The sequence below is a fragment of the Streptomyces sp. bgisy027 genome, assembly GCF_057710365.1.
The window spans coordinates 1-18,386 of sequence record NZ_JBYIVZ010000032.1 but is presented as its reverse complement, the minus strand read 5'-3'; the positions used below and the strand labels follow the sequence as shown (position 1 = coordinate 18,386).

Genomic DNA, 18,386 nt, shown 5'->3' with positions numbered 1-18,386 from the left:
GGCGGCCGGCCGACCCCTCGGATCGAGCCCGGCACTGCCGGGCGTGAGAGTCAGCTCACCCTCTCACCGCCTCACCCCTTCACCGCCTCACCCCGAGCCCAGCACCGCCAGCGCCCGGCGGGCCACCTCCCGCCCGATCGGCAGCGAGGCCGTGGCCGCGGGGCTCGGCGCGTTCAGTACGTGCACGGCCCGGGGACCCTCGCTGATCAGGAAGTCGTCCACCAGAGATCCATCCCGCAGCACCGCCTGCGCCCGCACCCCGGCGGCCGCGGGCACCAGATCGTCCGACGTCACCGCGGGCAGCAGCCTGCGCACCGCCACCGTGAACGCCGCCTTGGACACCGACCGCCGCAGCTCCCCGGCGCCGTACCGCCAGTGCCTGCGCGCCATCCGCCAGGCTCCCGGCCAGGTCAGCGTCGTCCCGACCTCCCTGGGCCGTACGACACCCCAGTCGTAGCCCTCGCGGGCCAGCGCCGGCACCGCGTTCGGGCCGATGTGCACGCCGCCGTCGATCCCGCGCGTGAGATGCACGCCGAGGAAGGGGAACGCCGGGTCCGGCACCGGATACACCAGCCCCCGCACCAGCTCGGGCCGCGCCAGGGAGTAGTACTCCCCCCGGAACGGCACGATCCGCGCCTCCGGCTCGTCGCCCGTCAGCCGGGCCACCTCGTCGCAGTACAGCCCGGCGCAGTTCACCAGGACCCTGCCCCGCACGACGTCCCCGTCGGTCGTGCGCACGGCGACGCCCAGGTCCGCCCGCCGGTCGATGCGCTCGACCTGTGCGCCGTACCGGATCTCGGCCCCCGAGCCCTCGGCCAGCTGCCGGGCGACCCCGACGAAGTCGCACACGCCCGTCGTCCCGACGTGTATGGCGGCGAGGCCGCGCACCTCCGGTTCGTACTCCGTGATCTGCGCGGACCGCAGTTCCCGGACCGGGATGCCGTTCTCCCGCCCGCGTTGCACCAGGGCGTGCAGGCGGGGCAGCTCATCGCGCTCGGTCGCGACGATCAGCTTGCCGGTGACGGCGTGCGCGATGCCGTACTCCGCGCAGAACTTGACCATCTCGGCGGCGCCCCGCACCGCGTACCGCGCCTTGAGGGATCCCGGCCGGTAGTAGATCCCGCTGTGGATGACACCGCTGTTGCGTCCCGTCTGATGCCGGGCCGGTCCCGGTTCCTTCTCCAGCACGGTCACCCGGGTGCCCGGCGCGGCACGCGTGATCGCGTACGCCGTGGCCAGCCCGACGATGCCACCGCCGACCACGAGCACGTCACAGTCGTAAGCGATCGCCCGCACCTGCCCCACCTCCCGGTTTCGATAATGCACTGCGCCACTGACAGCGCGGTCAAACCCACGGAACGGCGCGCTCCGCCCGAGGTGCCGGCTCTCGTGCCCCCGGCGAGGCGATTCCCGGTGATGCCGAGGGAGAACCTTGGGCAAGGCCGGGAATTCCGGCCATTCGCCTGTCCCGAATCAGCCATGGGAAGTTCACGCGCAGCTCGCAGCTCGCAGCTCGCAGCTCGCAGCTCGCCGGTCACCGCTCGCCGGTCATCGCTCGCAGCGCGCCGATCACCGCTCCGACGATGCGGCACGTCATCCCGGTCTGCCGGGCAGCACGAAGGGCGGCCCGGTCGTGCCGGGCCGCCGGTCTTCCGGGCGGGACACCTAGGCCGGCGCCATGAGCAGCGGCCGAGCCCGCTCCCGCAGTTCCACGACCCGCGGCTCGTCGCCGTAGGGCTCCAGGCGGTGCAGCAGGTCCTTCACGTACTCCGTGGTGCGCGCGGACGATATCCGCCCCGCGACCTCCACCGCCCGTACGCCCTGCTCGCAGGCCGCGTCGAGATTGCCCGACTCCAGTTCGGCGACCGCGGAGACGACCAGCCGCAGCCCGTGCGAGCGCACGAACTCCTCCGTCGGCTTCGACAGGGCCTGCTCGGTGAACCGCCGCACCTGGCGCGGTGCCTTCAGGTCCCGGTAGCACTCCGCGGCGTCCGCGGCGAAGCGGTCGTAGGAGTAGAAGCCGAGCCAGGACGGGTCGCTGTCGCCCTCCCGGGAGCGCTCCAGCCAGCCCTCCGCCGCCTTCAGGGCGGCGCCGGCCGCCTGCGCGTCGTTCGCGCGCGCGTGTGCGCGTGCCTCGACGAGACGGAAGAAGCTCATGGTGCGGGCCGTGGCGAGCCCCCGGTTGCGTTCCAGCGCGGCCTGCGCGAGGTCGACGCCCTCGTCGCCGAAGCCCCGGTAGGTCGCCTGCAGCGACATCGACGCCAGGACGTACCCGCCCAGCGGTACGTCGGCCGCCGCGCGGGCGAGCCGCAGCGCCTGGATGTAGTACCGCTGCGCGGCCTCCTGCTGCCCGGTGTCGAAGGCCATCCACCCGGCGAGACGGGTCAGTTCGGCACTCGCGCCGAACAGGGCCCGGCCCACCTCGTCCGAGTACGAGCCGAGCAGCAGCGGTGCCGCCTCCACTCGTAAGCACTCGGGCACCATGGACGAACGCCAGTCGCCGCCTCCGTACTTGGAGTCCCAGCGCCTGGCGTCCTCGGCGGCCTCCCGCAGCTTCTGCACATCGCTGTGGCCGACTTTGAGCGGTGCGCCGGAACCCTCGGAAGGGCTCACCTCGCGCGCGACCGAACTGTCGGCCGGGGTTATCAGCCACCGTGAGGCAGGCGTTGCGTATGCGCTCACCGCGAACGATCCGGCGAGCGACTGCCAGATGCCGCCGGATCCCGCGCGGCGGCCGGCGAGGTCGAGCCGGTAGAGCTCGGTCGCCGACTTCACCGCCTGTCCTACGTCACGGGGGAAGGCGAGGCCCACTTCGGGTGCGGGGTCCGCGTCCGCCAGGCCGATCTCGTGGAGCGGCACGGGGCGGCCGAGCTTCTGGCCGATCGCGGCGGCGATGAGGTGCGGCGCGGCGCCCTGCGGCACCATGCCCTTCGACACCCAGCGCGCCACCGAGGTCTTGTCGTAGCGAAGAGTCAGGCCCCGCTGAGCGCCAAGGTCGTTGACGCGCCGAGCGAGTCCTGCGTTGCTGATTCCCGCGAGGGCGAGAACGGCGCCGAGCTTTTCGTTCGGCCCGCGTTGCTCCCTGGACATGCGCCACCCCTCGACACAGACGGCTGCCGCGCTGGCATAACCACGCGGCATTCGTAAACCCAGCGTAGTTCGCCGCATCCCAAGCGTTAAGGGGCATTCTTCCGGATGGCGGGATTGTGGTCCGTACTCAAGTGCGCACCCCCTACGCACAGTTGTGACGTGCCCCCAGTGTGTGGCTGTGCGCCCGTCCGTGCGCTCTTCTCCAGCCATCCGGGGAGCGGTTCCATGGCTCTTGCGTGGGTCGGCCCGCTGTACTGGATCCAGTGGGCTGGGGGATTCCGCCGCCTACATCCCCGCGGGCGGCGGAACGGTCCGGGGGGCGCACTCCGTTCCCCGGACTGCGCGCGCAGCGAGCACGGCGAGTAGTGCGGAGGGCTTGTACGGAGCGTGCGTGAGCCTGTCCCTGCGGCGCTGATTTGGCCGAAAATCGACCCTGCCGTTCGCGGGTGATTGCCCCTCCTACCATGGCAGTTGAGGGCGCGAAGGAAGTTTTTGGGGAGCGTACCGGGGGCGCATTCGCGCCGCGGAATTGCTCGATCCCGTCGCTCCGCACACATGGACCGTGTGCTCTCGCGCGCGTGGATCGCCTTGCCCCGTCCGGGTGTTCAGAGCGCCTGACGCCCGCCGCGCGGGCGCCTGCCCAGGCCTGATCGCCCGATCCCGACCTGCTCCGCCGCCGCTCCGGCGCGCGTCCTTCATGGCAGCATGGTGAACCGGTTCGTACGGTGCACTGGTTGTCCACAGCCTGTGGAGGCGTCCATGCGGTGGTTGGTGGGATGGAGCAGCACCGCCGCGGTGGCCGCCGGAATCGGTTCCGCCGGGGCGACCGGAGGCGACGGCGAGACCGTGCACCCGGTGGGGTCCCAACTCCTGTGGGGCGACCCCGATCCGCTGTGGGCGGTCGGCGACTGGCGCCCCGACGAGGTGCGCGTGGTGAAGGCCGACCCGCAGAACCGGATCGCCGTACTCGGCACCTGCGGCGCGAGCGACGAACAACTGCGCCTGGGCCTGTTCGCCGCGCGCGGAGGGGCACTTCGCCACCTGACGGCCTGGTCGGGCAGCTACACCGCCGTCGTCCAGGTCGGCCGCAGGCTCATGGTGTGCGGCGACCTGGCGGGCGCCCGGCCGGTGTTCTACACCCCCTGGGCGGGCGGTACGGCGTACGCGACCGCCGCGCTCCCCCTCGCCGACCTCATCGAGGCCAACCTCGACTTCGGACACCTCGCCGCCCTGCTCGCCGCCCCCGACGTACCGGCCGCCCTGCACGACTCCACCCCGTACGACGGCGTACGGCGCATCCCGCCGGGGCATGCGCTGATCCTGCGCGCCGGAGCACGCGAGGTCGCCGGGTACGAACCGGTCGCCTCGCTCGCGGTCGCGGCACCGCCGGCCGACCCGGACAGTGCGGTGGACGACGTCCGCGACGCCCTGGTGGAGGCGGTACGCGCGCGTCTGTCCGCACCCCGCCACGTCCCCGACATCGACCCCGGCCCGGTGCCGGGGATGGGGCCGGCCGAGCGGCGGGCCGCGCGCGGGATGCCGGTGCCGGGCATCGGCGCCGACCTGTCCGGCGGGCCCGCGTCGGGCACCCTGGCGCTGCTGGCCGCCGGCCTGCCGGGCATGCCGGGCACGGTGCTGGGCCACGGCACGGGCGCCGGCGAACGCCTCCTGGCGGTCACCTTCAACGACCTCACGGTCGGCGGCCGCGAGGCGGAACTGGAACGGGCGGGCGCCCTCGCCGCCAACCCGCGCCTGCACCACGTGGTGGTGGCGGGCGGCGAGGAGACACTGCCGTACGCCGATCTCGACGGCCCGCTGACCGACGAGCCCGGCCCGAGCCTGGTGACGGCGGCCCGGCACCGCGCCCGCCTCGCGTCCGGCAGCGCCGACCACTTCACCGGCTACGGCGCCCGCCAGGTCCTGGACGCCCACCCGGCCCGGCTCGCGGACCTCCTGATGGACCGCAAGCGGCGTCACCTGGTCCGCCCGGTCGCGGCCCTGGCGAAGGCCGACGGCTCGGTGCTGGTCCCCGCGCGCGTGTACGGCGCGGCACGGAAGCTGGCCCGGACCCCGTACCGGACGGGACTGGAGTCCCTCGCCGACCGACTGATGGAACGCCGCTTCGACGAACCAGGAGGAGCCGTCGGGGCCTCGCTCGCCGCGCTCACCTGGGCCAGACCGGGCCCGGCGGCGCGCTGGCTGACCGGTGAGGCGCTGGCTGAGGTATCGGTTCGCCTGCAAGCGTCGACGAGCCGCAACGGAGTGGGTCCGGGCCAACGCCCCGGCGACCACCGCGCGCGTGCGGCCCTCGCCCGGTACGCCTCCGACATCCGGGTCCTCGAACAGGCCGCCGAGATCCGCTCCCAGCGCCTGCACACACCGTTCCTCGACAACCAGGTCGTCCGCGCCTGCCGCGCCATGCCGGAGGCCCTGCGCGTGCAGCCCGGCGCCCGCGCGGCGATTCTGCGTACGGTCCTGGAGGGCGCCGGCGTCGCCGACCTCCCGCCCGGCTGGGGCGTCCCCTCCCACGCCTCGGCGGCGGTGGCGGCCCGCGCCGGCCTGAGGGTGGCCACCGACTCCCTGATGAACCTCTTCGGCACCCCTCTCCTCGCCCAGGCGGGCCTGGTCGAGGCCCGAGTCGTCCGCAAGGCCCTCCGCGCGGCGGCCGAGGGCGAACCCCTCCCCCTGGACGGCCTCGCCGACCTCGTCTCCCTCGAACTCTGGCTCCACCGCCTGCTGGCCCGCCGAGGCACCTGCTGGACCGGCACCCCGGCCCGGCAGCGCGCCGTACCGGCGGGGATCAGGCCGCAGCGGGGAGCGTTGGGGGCGGGGGCCGGGGGCCGGCGCGGGTAGGGGAGCGCGGTGGGGCGCCTCGCCCCGCCCGGCCGCCCCCGCGACAATGACCCGGTGCGGTACAGAATCCTGGGCGTCACCCAGGCAGAGGACGACCAGGGCACCGTCATACCCGTCGGCGGCCCGCGCCTGCGTGCCCTGCTCACCGCCCTGGCCCTGCGCCCGGGCCACCTCACCAGCCCCGACACCCTGATCGACGACGTCTGGGCCGGCGCCCCGCCGCACGACGCCCCCGCCGCCCTCCAGGCCCTCGTCGCCCGCCTCCGCCGCACCCTGGGCAAGAGCGCCATCACCTCGGCCCCCGGCGGCTACCGCCTCACCGCGACGAAGGACGACGTGGACCTCTTCGTCTTCGAACGCCTCGTGCACGAGGGCACGGCCGCCCTCGCCCAGGACGACCCGTCCACCGCCGCCCACACCCTCACCACGGCCCTGGCCCTGTGGCGCGGCCCGGCCCTCGCCGACCTCCCCGACCGCACCGCCGCCGCCACCCGCCCGGAGGCCCTGCGCCTGGAGGCGACCCGCACCCGCATGGAGGCGGACCTGCGCCGGGGCCGCGCCCGAAGCGCCGTACCCGAACTGCGGGAACTGACCGCGACGCACCCGTACGACGAGCCCCTGCACGCCCTCCTGATCCGCGCCCTGCGCGACACGTCCCGACCGGCCGACGCCCTCGCCGCGTACGAAGCGGCCCGCCGAGCCCTGGCCGACGGCCTCGGCACCGACCCCGGCCCCCAGCTCCGGGCCCTGCACGCCGAACTCCTGTCGCCGGAGTCCGCCGACACGTCCCCCGGGGCGCCCCCTGCGAGAACCTCCGACCCACCCACCCCTTACCGGGCCCACCCCGAACGGACCGGCAACCTCCGTCCACGCCTTACCTCTTTCGTGGGCCGGGAACTCGAACTCGACGCCATCCGTTCCGAATTGCACAGGGCCCGACTGGTCACGCTCACCGGACCGGGCGGCTCTGGCAAGACCCGTCTCGCCGAGGAGGCCGCCACCGGCGTCCCCCAGGCATGGCTCGTCGAGCTCGCCCCGCTCGACCACCCGGAGGCGGTGCCCGGCGCGGTGGTCAACGCACTCGGTCTGCGCGAGACCGTACTCCTGACCCACGAGCCGACGGCCCAGCAGGACGACCCGCTCGCCCTGCTGATCGAGTACTGCGCAGCCCGCAGCCAACTCCTGATCCTTGACAACTGCGAACATGTCATCGGCGCCGCAGCCACCCTCGCCGAGACCCTCCTCACCCACTGCCCGTGCCTCACGATCCTCGCCACCAGCCGTGAACCCCTGGGCGTCCCCGGCGAGTCGGTCCGCCCGGTCGAACCCCTGCTCCCCGCCCCCGCGCACCGCCTCTTCACGGACCGCGCGGCAGCCGTCCGCCCCGATGCCGCCACCGCGCTGCGTGCCGGCCGCGAGCAGGAGGCCGTCGCGGAGATCTGCCGCCGCCTCGACGGCCTGCCGCTCGCCATCGAGCTGGCGGCGGCCCGGCTGCGGCTGCTCACACCCCGGCAGATCGCCGACCGCCTCGACGACCGCTTCCGCCTCCTCACCTCCGGAAGCCGTACGGTCCTGCCCCGCCAGCAGACCCTGCGCGCCGTGGTCGACTGGTCCTGGGACCTGCTGGACGAGCACGAGCGCACGGCCCTGCGCGAGATGTCCGTCTTCGCGGGCGGCTGGGACCTCACGGCGGCCGAGGCCGTGTGCACCGGACCGGTCGCGGACGTCCTCGGCGCCCTGGTCGACAAGTCCCTGATCGTTGCCACCCCGCCGGAGCGGGACGGCTCCTACGGCATGCGCTACCGCATGCTGGAGACCATCCACGAGTACGCCGTGGAGCGCGCCGCCGAGCTCCCCGAACTGCGACTGGCGGCCGAGCGCCGGCATCGCGCGTGGGTGCGCGCCCTCGTGGAGGAGGCCGACCCGCTGCTGCGCTCCGCCGACCAGCTCCCGTGGATCGCCCGCCTGGAGACCGAGCTGGACAACATCCGCGCGGCCCTCGACCGCGCCCTGACAGCGGGCGACGAACCGGACGCCACCGCCGTCTCGCTGGCCATGTGCTGGTTCTGGTGGCTGCGCAACTACCGAGTGGAGGGCGCGGCCTGGGCCGAGCGGATCCTGCGCCTGTGCGCCGCCCTGGACGCCAAGACCGCGGCCCCCGGTGCCCGTCCCGCATCCGATCTGGACGCCTTCCTCGCGGACCCGGAGGGGCAGGCCCGCCACCCACGGCACACGCACCGGATGAACCTCCGCCTGCAACACCTGTTCCTCTCCATCGAGTTCGAACCGGTGGAGCACTGGCAGGACGAGCGCTGGTGGCCGTACATCGAGCGGGTCCAGGCCCACTTCGCACGCAGCGGCCCCGAATCGGCCCGCATGCCGGGCATGGTCTGGCCGCTGACCCAGTACATCCTGGGCGGCACCGTGAACACCGGCCAGGTCATGGACGCCGTGCTGGCCAACTGCCGGGAGTTCGGCGGCGACTGGGAGGTCGGCTGCATCCTGATGTTCCGCACCCACATGCTCGTCGACGCACCGGGCGGCCTGGCGACCGTCGACGACGACCTCGCGGAGCTGCGGACCCTCAGCCGCCGGGCCGGCGACCGCTGGATGCGGGCCCAGGTGTCCAGCGCGGCCGGCGAGACGGCCATGTCACGCGGCCACTACGAGGAGGCCGAGGCCGAGTTCGAGGAGGCGCTGCGCCTCGCCCATGAGGTGGGCGCGTACGCCGAGACGCCGTTCCTCATCGCCCGGCTCGCCGAGATCGCCTACCGCGCGGGTGACCGTGAGGCCGCCCTGGCGGCGCTGGACGAGGCAGGGGCGGCGGCCGACCGGTACCGCGTGGCGGACTCCCGGGCGTTCGTCCTGCTGATGCGGGCCCGGCTGGCCTTGGACGACAAGGACGCCGCACGCGCGCGTGAGCTGTGCGAGGCGGCCCGCGCGCAGACCGCGAGCGCCACGCTGCCGCCGCAGTTCCTCGTGCTGCTGAACATCGTCGACGCCCTGACGACGACGATGGAGTCGGGCCCCGAGCAGGGGCTGCCGCGCGTGGCCGACACCCTGCGCCTGGCCGTGGAGAACCGCTGCGCCGACGTGATCACGGCGACCCTCGCGGACACGGCGGCGGAACTGCTGACCCGGCTCGGCGACCCCGCCCGCGCGGTCCGTCTGCTCGCCGCCTCGGACCACTGGCGCGGCGACCAACCGCGCCCGATGCCGGAGAGCGAGCCCGCGGAGCGGGCGGAGGCCGACGCCCGGATGGCCCTGGGCGCGGAGCGGTTCACGGCCGAGTACGACCGGGGCGGCGCCTTCACCCACGACCAGGTCCTGGGCGAGCTCGCCGAGGCCGTACGCGATCTCCAGCCGCCCGCCGAGCGGAAGCCGTAGCCCCGCCCTGGACCCTGCCGAAGGCCCCAGCCGCTCCAACGCCCCTACCGGCAGCTGAACTTCGACTCGGCCCAGTCCGCGAGCAGCAGATTGTCGACGGTACCGCGGGGCTCGACGACCAGCCGGACGGTCTCGCGCCCGGTGAGGTTCACCTGTACGGGCACCGCCGCGTCCCCGGCCTTGACGACCGGTGACCGCCACAGGCGCATGCCGTCGGCGTACACCGAGAAGGAGAACCCGCCGAGGCCGAGGTTCATGTCGTCGACGCCGACCAGTGCCTGGTACGCAGCGCACTGCCGGTTGAGGTCGATGGTGACGGAGGACCGGCCGTGCACCGTGACGCCGTGCGCGTACTGCTTGCCGCCGATCGACACGCCGGCGCGCTGCCACACCCAGCTGCTCCCGTACAGCCGCATCTCGGGCTCGGTGCCGTCACCGGTGAGGTCGTACGACAGCTCGCTCCACCGGTAGTCGGCCGGGGCCGGCGGTGGCGTCGGGGTGGGCGTGGGTGTCGGCGTGGGTGTCGGCGTCGGGGTCGGTGTCGGCGTGGAGGTGGGAGTCGGCTTCGGCGTGGGCGCCGGACCGGGCGAGCGCGTCGGGTCGGGGGTCGGTGTCGGTGCGCGGGTCGGGGCCCTCTCGGGCTCCGCGGCCGGAGCGACCGGCGGGGGCTTCGGAGTGGGCTCCCGCCTCGGCGGCTTCGGGGTCGGCGTCTCCTCGACGACGGGGGAGGGGACGGGAGGCTGCTTGGCGTCGTTGTGCCGGGCCGGCGTGTCGTTGCCGGCCAACGCGAGCACGATCGCCGCCGCGACACCCACGGCGACCACACCGGCGGCGATCCCGGCCTTGAGCGGCGCGCCCAGCCCTTCGGAGGCCGCCGCACCACCCCCGGCCCCGCCGGACGAGCTCCCGCTTGCGGCCCCGGCCCCGCCGGCTGCACCCGCACCCGCACCGCTCGACGAACCACCGCTCGCCGCGGCGGCCGCCCCCGCGGCACCGGCCGCACCCGCCCCGGCGCCGCCCGCGATGAGCCCGGCCGCCTTGGCGTACCCGGCGACACCGAACCAGCCGATGACCGCGACCGGCACGACGGCCGGGATACCGCTGGCGACTTCCTTGATCTGACCGGCGGCCAGCCGGCACTTGGCGCACTCCTCCAGGTGCTTGCGCAGACCCCGCTCGGCGCGGGTGCGCAGGCTGCCGCGGGCGTAGGCGCCGAGCCGGTCGGCGTAGCGGGCACACTCCTCGTCGCCGGCGAGGCTGGCGCTGACGTGGGCTTGGAGGTAGGCCTGCTTGAGGCCCTCGCGGGCCCGGCTGGCGAGCACGCGCGTGCCGTTGGCGTCGAGCCCGAAGAGCGTGGCGACCTCGCTCGGCGACTCGTCCTCGACCTCGGTGTGCCACAGCACGGCCTGCCAGCGCTCCGGCAGCGACCGGAAGGCCTGCATGGCCATGGACTGCTCGGCCTCGTGCATCGCGCGTACGTCCGCGCCGAGGTCCAGGGTGTCCTCGGCGGACGCCACGGCCACCGCCGAGGACTGCGCGGCGAACACCGCGAAGTCGTCGACGAGCTGCTCGCGCCGCGCCGACCTCGTCCAGTCCGCGGCGGCCCGCCGGATCGAGGTCAGCAGGTAGGCGCGTACGGCGTGCTCGGGTCCGGAACCGCCGCGTACCGCCTGGAGCATACGGGCGAAGACCTCGGCGGTGAGGTCGTCGGCGGTGTGGGCGTCACGGCAGCAGGTGCGGGCGTACCGGCGGACCGCCTCCGCGTGGCGCCGGTACAGCTCCTCGTAGGCGCTGTCGTCACCGGAGCGCATCCGGCCGATCAGGTCGACGTCCGACGGCGGCAGCTCGAGCGGCGGTGGCAGTGCGCCGTCCTGGCGTCGGTCGCGCTGGGCCGGGACGCCGCCGGGTGGCACGTCGGCGGGTCCGCCCTGGCTCGGCACCTGGGGAATCGAGGACTCCCCGTCACCGCGTGACTCGTCCCACCCGTCAACGCTCATCGCGGAAAGCCCCCGCCGCCAGCTCCACCAGTCCCGGACACCGGGTCAGGGTGCCACATCGGCTTTTGGTCAGGACCCACTCGTACGGACATCCACCCGTCCGTGGGGAATTCCCGCAACCCAGTACTGGCCCCCGCCCCGGCGGGGAAGGGTCAAGCAGCCGTCAGAGGGCCGGAGTTGAGGCCGGAGTCGGGACCCACGCGACATGCCCGGCAGGTTCCATGAGGTGCGCGAGGCGAGGGCGGTACGGTACCTCGCCTCGCGGTCACCTCCTGCCGATCCGGCACCCCGTGGACGTCACGGTCGCCGCATCGGCCCGGCTCACGCCTGTGGCCGCGACCGCAGACCCTCCAGCAGGATGTCCAGCAACCGCGCCGAGGCCGCAGCCTGCTGCGCCGCGTCCGGCAGCGAGGGCGCCGCCGTGGCGATCACCAGCAGTACGTCCGACACCGAGACGTCGGCCCGCAGCTCACCCGCCGCGCGCGCCCGCTCCACGAGCTGGCCCACCACGTCGAGCAGAGCCGCCGCACCCGCGTCGTCCGCCGGGTCGGCCGAGACCGCCGGCTGCTCGGGCACCAACCGCAGCTCACCGGCGCCCGGCTGCATCCGCTGCTGCGGCACCCGCGCCTCGTCGAGCCCCGTGCCGTCCTCGGCGACGCCGACCCGCAGCACCTGCGGCGGCAGCAGCCGGCCCGCGCCCGAGGCCACCGACGTGCGCAGGAAGCGCGACAGCGCCGACCACGGCTCGTCCTCCTGACCGAGCGCGGCACGCGCCTGGTCGGTCAGCCGGGACGTCTCCTCCTCGGCTATCCGCCGCACCAGGACGTCCTTGCTCGGGAAGCGCCGGTACACCGTCCCGACGCCGACCCTCGCGCGCCGCGCCACGTCCTCCATCGGCGCGCCGTATCCCAGCTCGCCGAAGACCTCACGCGCCGCACGCAGTACGTGCTCCAGATTGCGCTGTGCGTCCACGCGCAGCGGCGACGAACGCGGGCCGTCCCCGCGTCCGTTGCTCGCGGCCGCGCTCAACGTGCCGCCCACCGCTCCGCCGCCGTGGGTGATGGCGGACGCGGAAGACCATCGAGAATCCTGAACATGCATAAGCGATCCCCCGGTAATGACGTCTCCCCCCGGAGACTCCCCGTCACTGCAAAAGCCGGAGCGTCGCGGAACATGCCCGGACCACGAGTCCGTTTCGTGTGACGCGTGGACCCGAAGAGCGCATCCCCCTACACCCCGTCGACACACGAACATAGTTGAGCGAGGGTCAATTCAGAAGGGGCAGGTTCCGCACGGAGCGCCCCTCGATCGGAGTACGGGCCGCTTACGTCCCCTTTGCGCCACCTGTGATCCCCCGGCGCACACCTCTTGACCTGCGGAGATTCTTCGCACTCCGGCAATTCGGCCAAATCGCGGCCGCCCCGGCCGCCGGTCACACAAATTGTCGAGGCTGTGGACAAACGCAAGCGTCGGGTGCGTCATGGGATGGTGAAGGAACGTGCGCGCATTCTCGTTGTCGGCGGCGGCTACGTCGGGATGTACACGGCCCTGCGTCTCCAGCGGAGGCTGAAACCGGAACTCGGGCGAGGTGAAGCAGAGATCACCGTCGTCACCCCCGACCCGTACATGACGTATCAGCCGTTCCTGCCCGAAGCGGCGGCCGGCTCGATCTCGCCCCGCCATGTGGTCGTACCGCTGCGCCGCGTCCTGCCCGCGTGCCGGATCATCATCGGCGAGGCCACCGCCCTCGACCACGCCAAGCGCACCGCCACCCTCACCACCCTGGCCACCGAGGAGGAGGGCACGGGCTCCGAACAGCTGTCGTACGACGAACTCGTCCTCGCCCCCGGCTCCGTCTCGCGCACCCTGCCCATCCCCGGCCTCGCCGAGCACGCCATCGGCTTCAAGACCGTCGAAGAGGCCATCGGCCTGCGCAACCACGTCATCGAGCAGATGGACATCGCCTCCTCCACCCGCGACCCCGAGATCCGCGACGCGGCTCTCACCTTCGTCTTCGTCGGCGGCGGCTACGCGGGCGTGGAGGCACTCGGCGAGCTGGAGGACATGGCCCGCTACGCCGCGCGCTACTACCACAACGTCCGCCCCGAGGACATGAAGTGGATCCTGGTCGAGGCCTCCGACCGCATCCTGCCCGAGGTCGGCGAGGACATGGGCCGCTACACCGTCACCGAACTGCGCCGCCGCAACATCGACGTACGCCTGCACACCCGCCTGGAGTCCTGCGCCGACCGTGTCGCCGTCCTCAGCGACGGGGCCCGCTTCCCCACCCGCACGGTCGTGTGGACGGCCGGCGTCAAACCGCACCCGATCCTCGCCGCGAGCGACCTGCCACTCAATGCGCGCGGCAGGCTGAAATGCACCCCCGAGCTGACCGTCGACGGCACCACGCACGCGTGGGCCGCGGGAGACGCCGCCGCCGTCCCCGACGTCACGGCCGGCGAGCCCGGCACGGACTGCGCCCCCAACGCCCAGCACGCCGTGCGCCAGGCGAAGACCCTCGGCGACAACATCGCCCACACCCTGCGCGGCGAGCCCCTGGAGACGTACGCGCACAAGTACGCGGGCTCCGTCGCCTCCCTCGGCTTCCACAAGGGCGTCGCCCAGGTCTACGGCCGCAGGCTGAAGGGCTACCCTGCCTGGTTCATGCACCGCGTCTACCACCTCAGCAGGGTGCCGACCTTCAACCGCAAGGCCCGCGTCCTGGCCGAATGGACACTGTCGGGTCTGTTCAAGAGGGAGATCGTCTCCCTCGGTTCGCTCGAACATCCCCGAGCGGAGTTCGAACTCGCGGCCGGTGGAAAGCATCCACACAACCCGGGAGACGACACGAAGGGGTCGTCCTGACCGGACCCAGGAACTCCATCGACAGGGCAGGCGTCTGACGGGTGTCGGCCAGGTCGACCGCACTGCCAGACTGATCCCGAACCGACCCCGACCCAGGACGGGCACCCGCCCGCCCTTCGCACCACGAGGCTCTCCCCACAGTGCCGCAACCCCGGGGTGCCGCCGCCCCGCAGACCCCCGGCCGGGTCCGGAGCCGGCCGAAGACGACGACACGAGGCAAGGATTCGTGAACTTCACGCGCTGGAGCGCCCGGCTCCCCGGAACGCAGCGCCGCGCCGCAGCGCGGACCGAGAACGCGGCGGCGGCCACCCCGGACCGCCGAGCAGAGAGCCCGAGCCCCGTCCCCGCGGCCCGCGTCGAACAACTCACCGACGAAGGCGAGCCGATCCCCGCAGTGGACGAGCTGCCGGTCCGTGAGGTCCTCGACCGCGTCCCGGCCCTGGTCGCCCTGGTCCACGGCACCGACCACCGCCTCGCCTACGTCAACGACGCCTACACGACGGCCTTCGGCGCACGGCCCTCCGGCGAACCCGCCCGCGAGGCCCTGCCCGAACTGACCGAACTGGGCCTGCTGCCCCTCCTGGACCAGGTCCTGCGCAGCGGCAAGCCCCGCACCCTCAAGTCCCGCAAGGCCCCCGACGGCCGCTCCTACACCTTCACCTGCACCCCGGTCAGCGAGGGCGACTGCAGTGCTGCCACCGCCGTCAGCGGGGTGCTCGTCTTCGCCACCGACGTCACCGATCACGCGGAGGCCGCCGAGCGCCTGCGCGCCAGCGAACGCCGCCAGCGCGAAACGGCCGTGACCCTCCAGCGCTCCCTCCTCCCCCAGGAGCTCGAAGAGCCGGACGACCTGCGCATCGCCGCCACCTACCACCCCGGCGGCACCGAGGCCGCGGTCGGCGGCGACTGGTACGACGTGATCACCCTCGGCGGCGGCCGCACCGCCCTCGTGATCGGCGACGTCATGGGCAGGGGCGTGAGGGCCGCCGCGGTCATGGGCCAGCTCCGCACAGCGGTCCGCGCCTACGCCCGCCTGGACCTCCCGCCGCACGAGGTACTGCAACTGCTGGACGGCCTGGCGACGGAGATCGACGCCAACCAGATCGCCACCTGCGTCTACGCCGTCCACGACCCGAACGAGGGCCGCCTGGTCTACGCCTCCGCCGGCCACCTCCCGATCCTCGTCCGCGACGAGAACGGCGACGTCCGGCGCGCCGACGAACCCACCGGCCCGCCACTCGGCACCGGCGGCTGGATGCACGCGTCCGGGTCCATCGCCCTGAGCCCCGGCTCCACCGCCGTCCTCTACACCGACGGCCTGGTCGAACGCCGGGACGAAGACCTGGACGAGGGAATCGCGTCCCTGGAGCGCGCCCTCGCCGGCGCGACGGGCACTCCTCAGGTCGTCTGCGACCGCCTGGTCCGCTCGGCGGGCGTCACCGCCGACCACGACGACGACGTCGCCGTCCTCGTCCTGCAGCACCCGGCCCGCACCGGCCCCGACAGCGACCTCTTCCGCAACGCCGCCCTGGAACTCCTCGGCGGGGTCGAGGCCGCCCCACGCGCGCGTGCCTTCGCCTCCGGCGTCCTGACGAGCTGGCGCTTCCCCACGGACCTGCACGATCTGGGCGTCCTCGCGACCAGCGAACTGGTCGCGAACTCCCTCCAGCACGGCACCCCGCCCATGCGGCTGCGCCTGCGCCGCACGGACCGCCGCCTGACCATCGAGGTCACCGACGGCGACGACCACCTCCCGCGCCGCCGCCGAGCCGAACCGGTCGACGAATCGGGCCGAGGCATCGCGATCGTCGCCACGATCGCCTCGGCCTGGGGCTCCAGACGCACACCCGGGGGCGGCAAAGCGGTCTGGTGCGAGTTCGTCCTCCCCAAGGGGAGCCGCTAGCGGCCGGGGGTTGCCCAAGGGGGAGCCGCCGGCGGCCCTGGGGAAGATCAGGCGTGCGCCCGCGACGGCCCCGCCGCCGGGGCGGCGGCCCCCTGCGCCACGACCCGGCTCTTCCCCAGCCACGGCTGATCCTGCACCGCGCTGAGCTGACGCCCGAGCCGCAGCGCCAGATAGGTGATCCCCAGCGAGAACAGCAGGAACGTCACGACGTACGGCCCGTGCAGCGCCGCCCCCATGGGCCCGCCCACCGCCGGACCCACCGCCAGCGCCAACTGCTTCACCAGGGCGAAAGCCGAGTTGTACTGCCCGGCCATCCCGCTCGGCGCCAGGTCCGCGACCAGCGGAGCGACGGTCGGCGACAGCATCGCCTCACCCAGCCCGAACAGCGCGTACGTGGAGATGAAGGCCGCCGTGGCCATCTCCTGGCTCCCGTGCCCGAGCCCGGCGTACCCCGCCGCGACCCAGGCCACGGCCCAGATCAGACCCACGGCCGCGATCACCCGCGACCGCCTGCGCCGCTCGACGAACTTCAGCACGGCGAACTGCGCCACCACGATCATCGCGGTGTTGGCCGCGAGTGCGGTCCCCAGCACCGACGTCGACACCCCGGCCGCCTCGACGCCGTACGCGCTCAGCCCCGACTCGAACTGGCCGTAGCAGGCGAAGAACAGCACGAAGCCCAGCACGCACAGCTGCACCATCGCCCGGTTCTGGAGCAGCTGCTTCCAGCTGCCCTTGGCCGACTGCCCGGCCGGCGCCCCGTCGACCCGCGGCGCGTGCGGCATCCGCACCGTCACCATCACCACGACGAGCAGCAGAAACATCGCCGCCTCGATCGCGAACAGCAGAGTGAAGGACGAGACGCTCGTCGTGTCGACGAGGTGGCCACCGATGAGGCCGCCGACGCCGAGCCCCAGGTTCTGGAGAAAGAACTGCGTCGCGAACGCCCGCGACCGGGTCTCCGCCGAGGAGCAGTCCACGATCATCGTCGCGAGCGCCGGCTGCATCACGGCCTGCCCCGCCCCGAGCGCGGCCGCCGACAGCAGTACGGCCGCCGCCGTCCCGGCGAGACCCAGGCTCAGCGAACCGAGCGCGGCGGTGACCAGAGCGGCGAGCAGGACCGGCAGCGGGCCACGCCGGACGATGGCCCGCCCGGCGAACGGCAGCACGACCAGCGCGGCCACGGCGAAGACGGCGAGAACCATCCCCGCCGTCATGGCACCGAGCCCCCGTACCTGCGCCACATAGACGTACAGGTAGGGGACGGTGAAGCCGAGCCCGAACGCGCTGAGTGCGTTGCCCACGTGAATCCGGCGCATCGCTGCGCCCATCGCCCTGGTCACGTTCACCTCTCTCAATGAGGACCCATCGATGTAGGTCTGAAGACTTCGAAGCTAAAGTTAGAACCTAAACACTACACCTCGAAGGACTTCAACGCCAAGCAGGCCCGTGCCATACTCGGCCCATGGGCGACACCCCCGACATCGGCGAACCGACGCTCGAAGAGCAGATCGCCGCCTACCAGCGCGAGTTCCAGGACCTCGACCCCCAGGTCGAGCAGATCGTCTCGGCGCTGTCCCGCCTGAACCGCCGCATGAACGTCGCTTACGGCCGTCAGACCTCCGCCCTAGGCATCAGCAACGCCGAGTGGGAGGTCCTCAAGGCCCTCGTCCTCTCCGGCGCCCCGTACCGGATGGGCCCGAGCGACCTCGCCAAGCGGCTCGGCCTCACGCCGGCCGCGATGACCCACCGCATCGACCGTCTGGTCGCCGAGGGGCTGGTCACCCGGGAGCGCGACGAGTCCAACCGCGTCCGCGTCATCGTGGAGCTCACCGCGGGCGGCCGTGAGAAGTGGCTGGAGGCCATGCGGCTGGCGTCGGTCTTCGAGGAGGACCTCCTCCAGGACCTCTCTCCGCAGGAGCGCACCACGCTCGGCGACGTCCTGACCCGCTTGCTCCGCAGGGTGGAGCACGCCCAGCCGGACGCCGGCGGACGCCTCAGCGACCTGGACTGACGTGGGGCGCGGCACCGCCACAAAAGATCTTGACAGGGGGCAGTTGACAGCCCCTTGCCTGATCCGTAGAGTTCTTCGGGTTGCCGCCGAGCCGTAACGGTTCTTCGACAGCAACTCCCGCCGCGAGAGCGGCAACCAAACCACCAGCACGATCTCCCAACCGGGTCGATTTCGGCATGCCCGAATTCAATTCGAATTGGGACCCGGTGACCCGATTAGGAATCGCCGAGAGGATCCGCTAAGGTTTGAAACGTCGGAAGGGCCCAACAGCCCGGAT

Annotated in this window: 10 protein-coding genes; 5 read left to right on the top strand and 5 right to left on the bottom strand. The window is 73.2% G+C overall.

Annotated elements, in window-relative coordinates; all coding sequences use genetic code 11:
• Window positions 1–87 precede the first annotated feature (87 nt).
• Window positions 88–1,296: an L-2-hydroxyglutarate oxidase gene (gene lhgO / locus AC3ETA_RS29245; RefSeq protein WP_432195891.1), complete on the bottom strand. Its 1,209-nt coding sequence runs from the start codon at window positions 1,294–1,296 to the stop codon at window positions 88–90.
• Window positions 1,297–1,665: 369 nt separating this feature from the next.
• Window positions 1,666–3,090, bottom strand: a complete 1,425-nt coding sequence (locus AC3ETA_RS29240) for an NsdA family TPR-like regulatory protein (protein ID WP_432195890.1) — start codon at window positions 3,088–3,090, stop codon at window positions 1,666–1,668.
• 759 nt (window positions 3,091–3,849) lie between these two features.
• On the opposite strand from AC3ETA_RS29240, the gene AC3ETA_RS29235 reads away from it, so the two are divergent.
• Both AC3ETA_RS29235 and AC3ETA_RS29230 read left to right on the top strand, forming a co-directional pair.
• Window positions 3,850–5,943 (top strand): asparagine synthase-related protein, encoded by a 2,094-nt coding sequence (locus AC3ETA_RS29235; protein ID WP_432195889.1) that lies wholly within the window; start codon window positions 3,850–3,852, stop codon window positions 5,941–5,943.
• 54 nt (window positions 5,944–5,997) lie between these two features.
• On the top strand, window positions 5,998–9,330 hold the full coding sequence (locus AC3ETA_RS29230; protein ID WP_432195888.1) for an AfsR/SARP family transcriptional regulator: 3,333 nt from the start codon (window positions 5,998–6,000) through the stop codon (window positions 9,328–9,330).
• A 44-nt stretch (window positions 9,331–9,374) separates the two neighbouring features.
• Here the strand turns inward: AC3ETA_RS29230 and AC3ETA_RS29225 are convergent, their stop codons facing one another.
• Entirely contained in the window at window positions 9,375–11,327 is a 1,953-nt protein-coding gene (locus tag AC3ETA_RS29225; protein ID WP_432195887.1) for a sigma-70 family RNA polymerase sigma factor, read from the bottom strand.
• A 321-nt stretch (window positions 11,328–11,648) separates the two neighbouring features.
• Window positions 11,649–12,428 carry a TetR/AcrR family transcriptional regulator gene (locus tag AC3ETA_RS29220; protein ID WP_432195886.1) on the bottom strand — a complete coding sequence of 260 codons (780 nt, stop codon included), beginning with the start codon at window positions 12,426–12,428 and terminating at the stop codon, window positions 11,649–11,651.
• 384 nt (window positions 12,429–12,812) lie between these two features.
• On the opposite strand from AC3ETA_RS29220, the gene AC3ETA_RS29215 reads away from it, so the two are divergent.
• Both AC3ETA_RS29215 and AC3ETA_RS29210 read left to right on the top strand, forming a co-directional pair.
• The gene (locus tag AC3ETA_RS29215) at window positions 12,813–14,192 is read left to right on the top strand and encodes an NAD(P)/FAD-dependent oxidoreductase (RefSeq protein WP_432195885.1); all 1,380 of its coding nucleotides are present in this window, start codon (window positions 12,813–12,815) and stop codon (window positions 14,190–14,192) included.
• Between the two features lie 226 nt (window positions 14,193–14,418).
• Complete coding sequence (locus AC3ETA_RS29210; protein ID WP_432195884.1) at window positions 14,419–16,095, top strand: ATP-binding SpoIIE family protein phosphatase; 1,677 nt, start codon at window positions 14,419–14,421, stop codon at window positions 16,093–16,095.
• Window positions 16,096–16,142: 47 nt separating this feature from the next.
• Here the strand turns inward: AC3ETA_RS29210 and AC3ETA_RS29205 are convergent, their stop codons facing one another.
• The gene (locus AC3ETA_RS29205) at window positions 16,143–17,414 is read right to left on the bottom strand and encodes an MFS transporter (protein WP_432195968.1); all 1,272 of its coding nucleotides are present in this window, start codon (window positions 17,412–17,414) and stop codon (window positions 16,143–16,145) included.
• Between the two features lie 146 nt (window positions 17,415–17,560).
• Here AC3ETA_RS29205 and AC3ETA_RS29200 point away from each other — a divergent pair, with 146 nt between their 5' ends.
• Window positions 17,561–18,109, top strand: a complete 549-nt coding sequence (locus AC3ETA_RS29200) for a MarR family winged helix-turn-helix transcriptional regulator (RefSeq protein ID WP_432195883.1) — start codon at window positions 17,561–17,563, stop codon at window positions 18,107–18,109.
• Window positions 18,110–18,386: the final 277 nt, after the last annotated feature.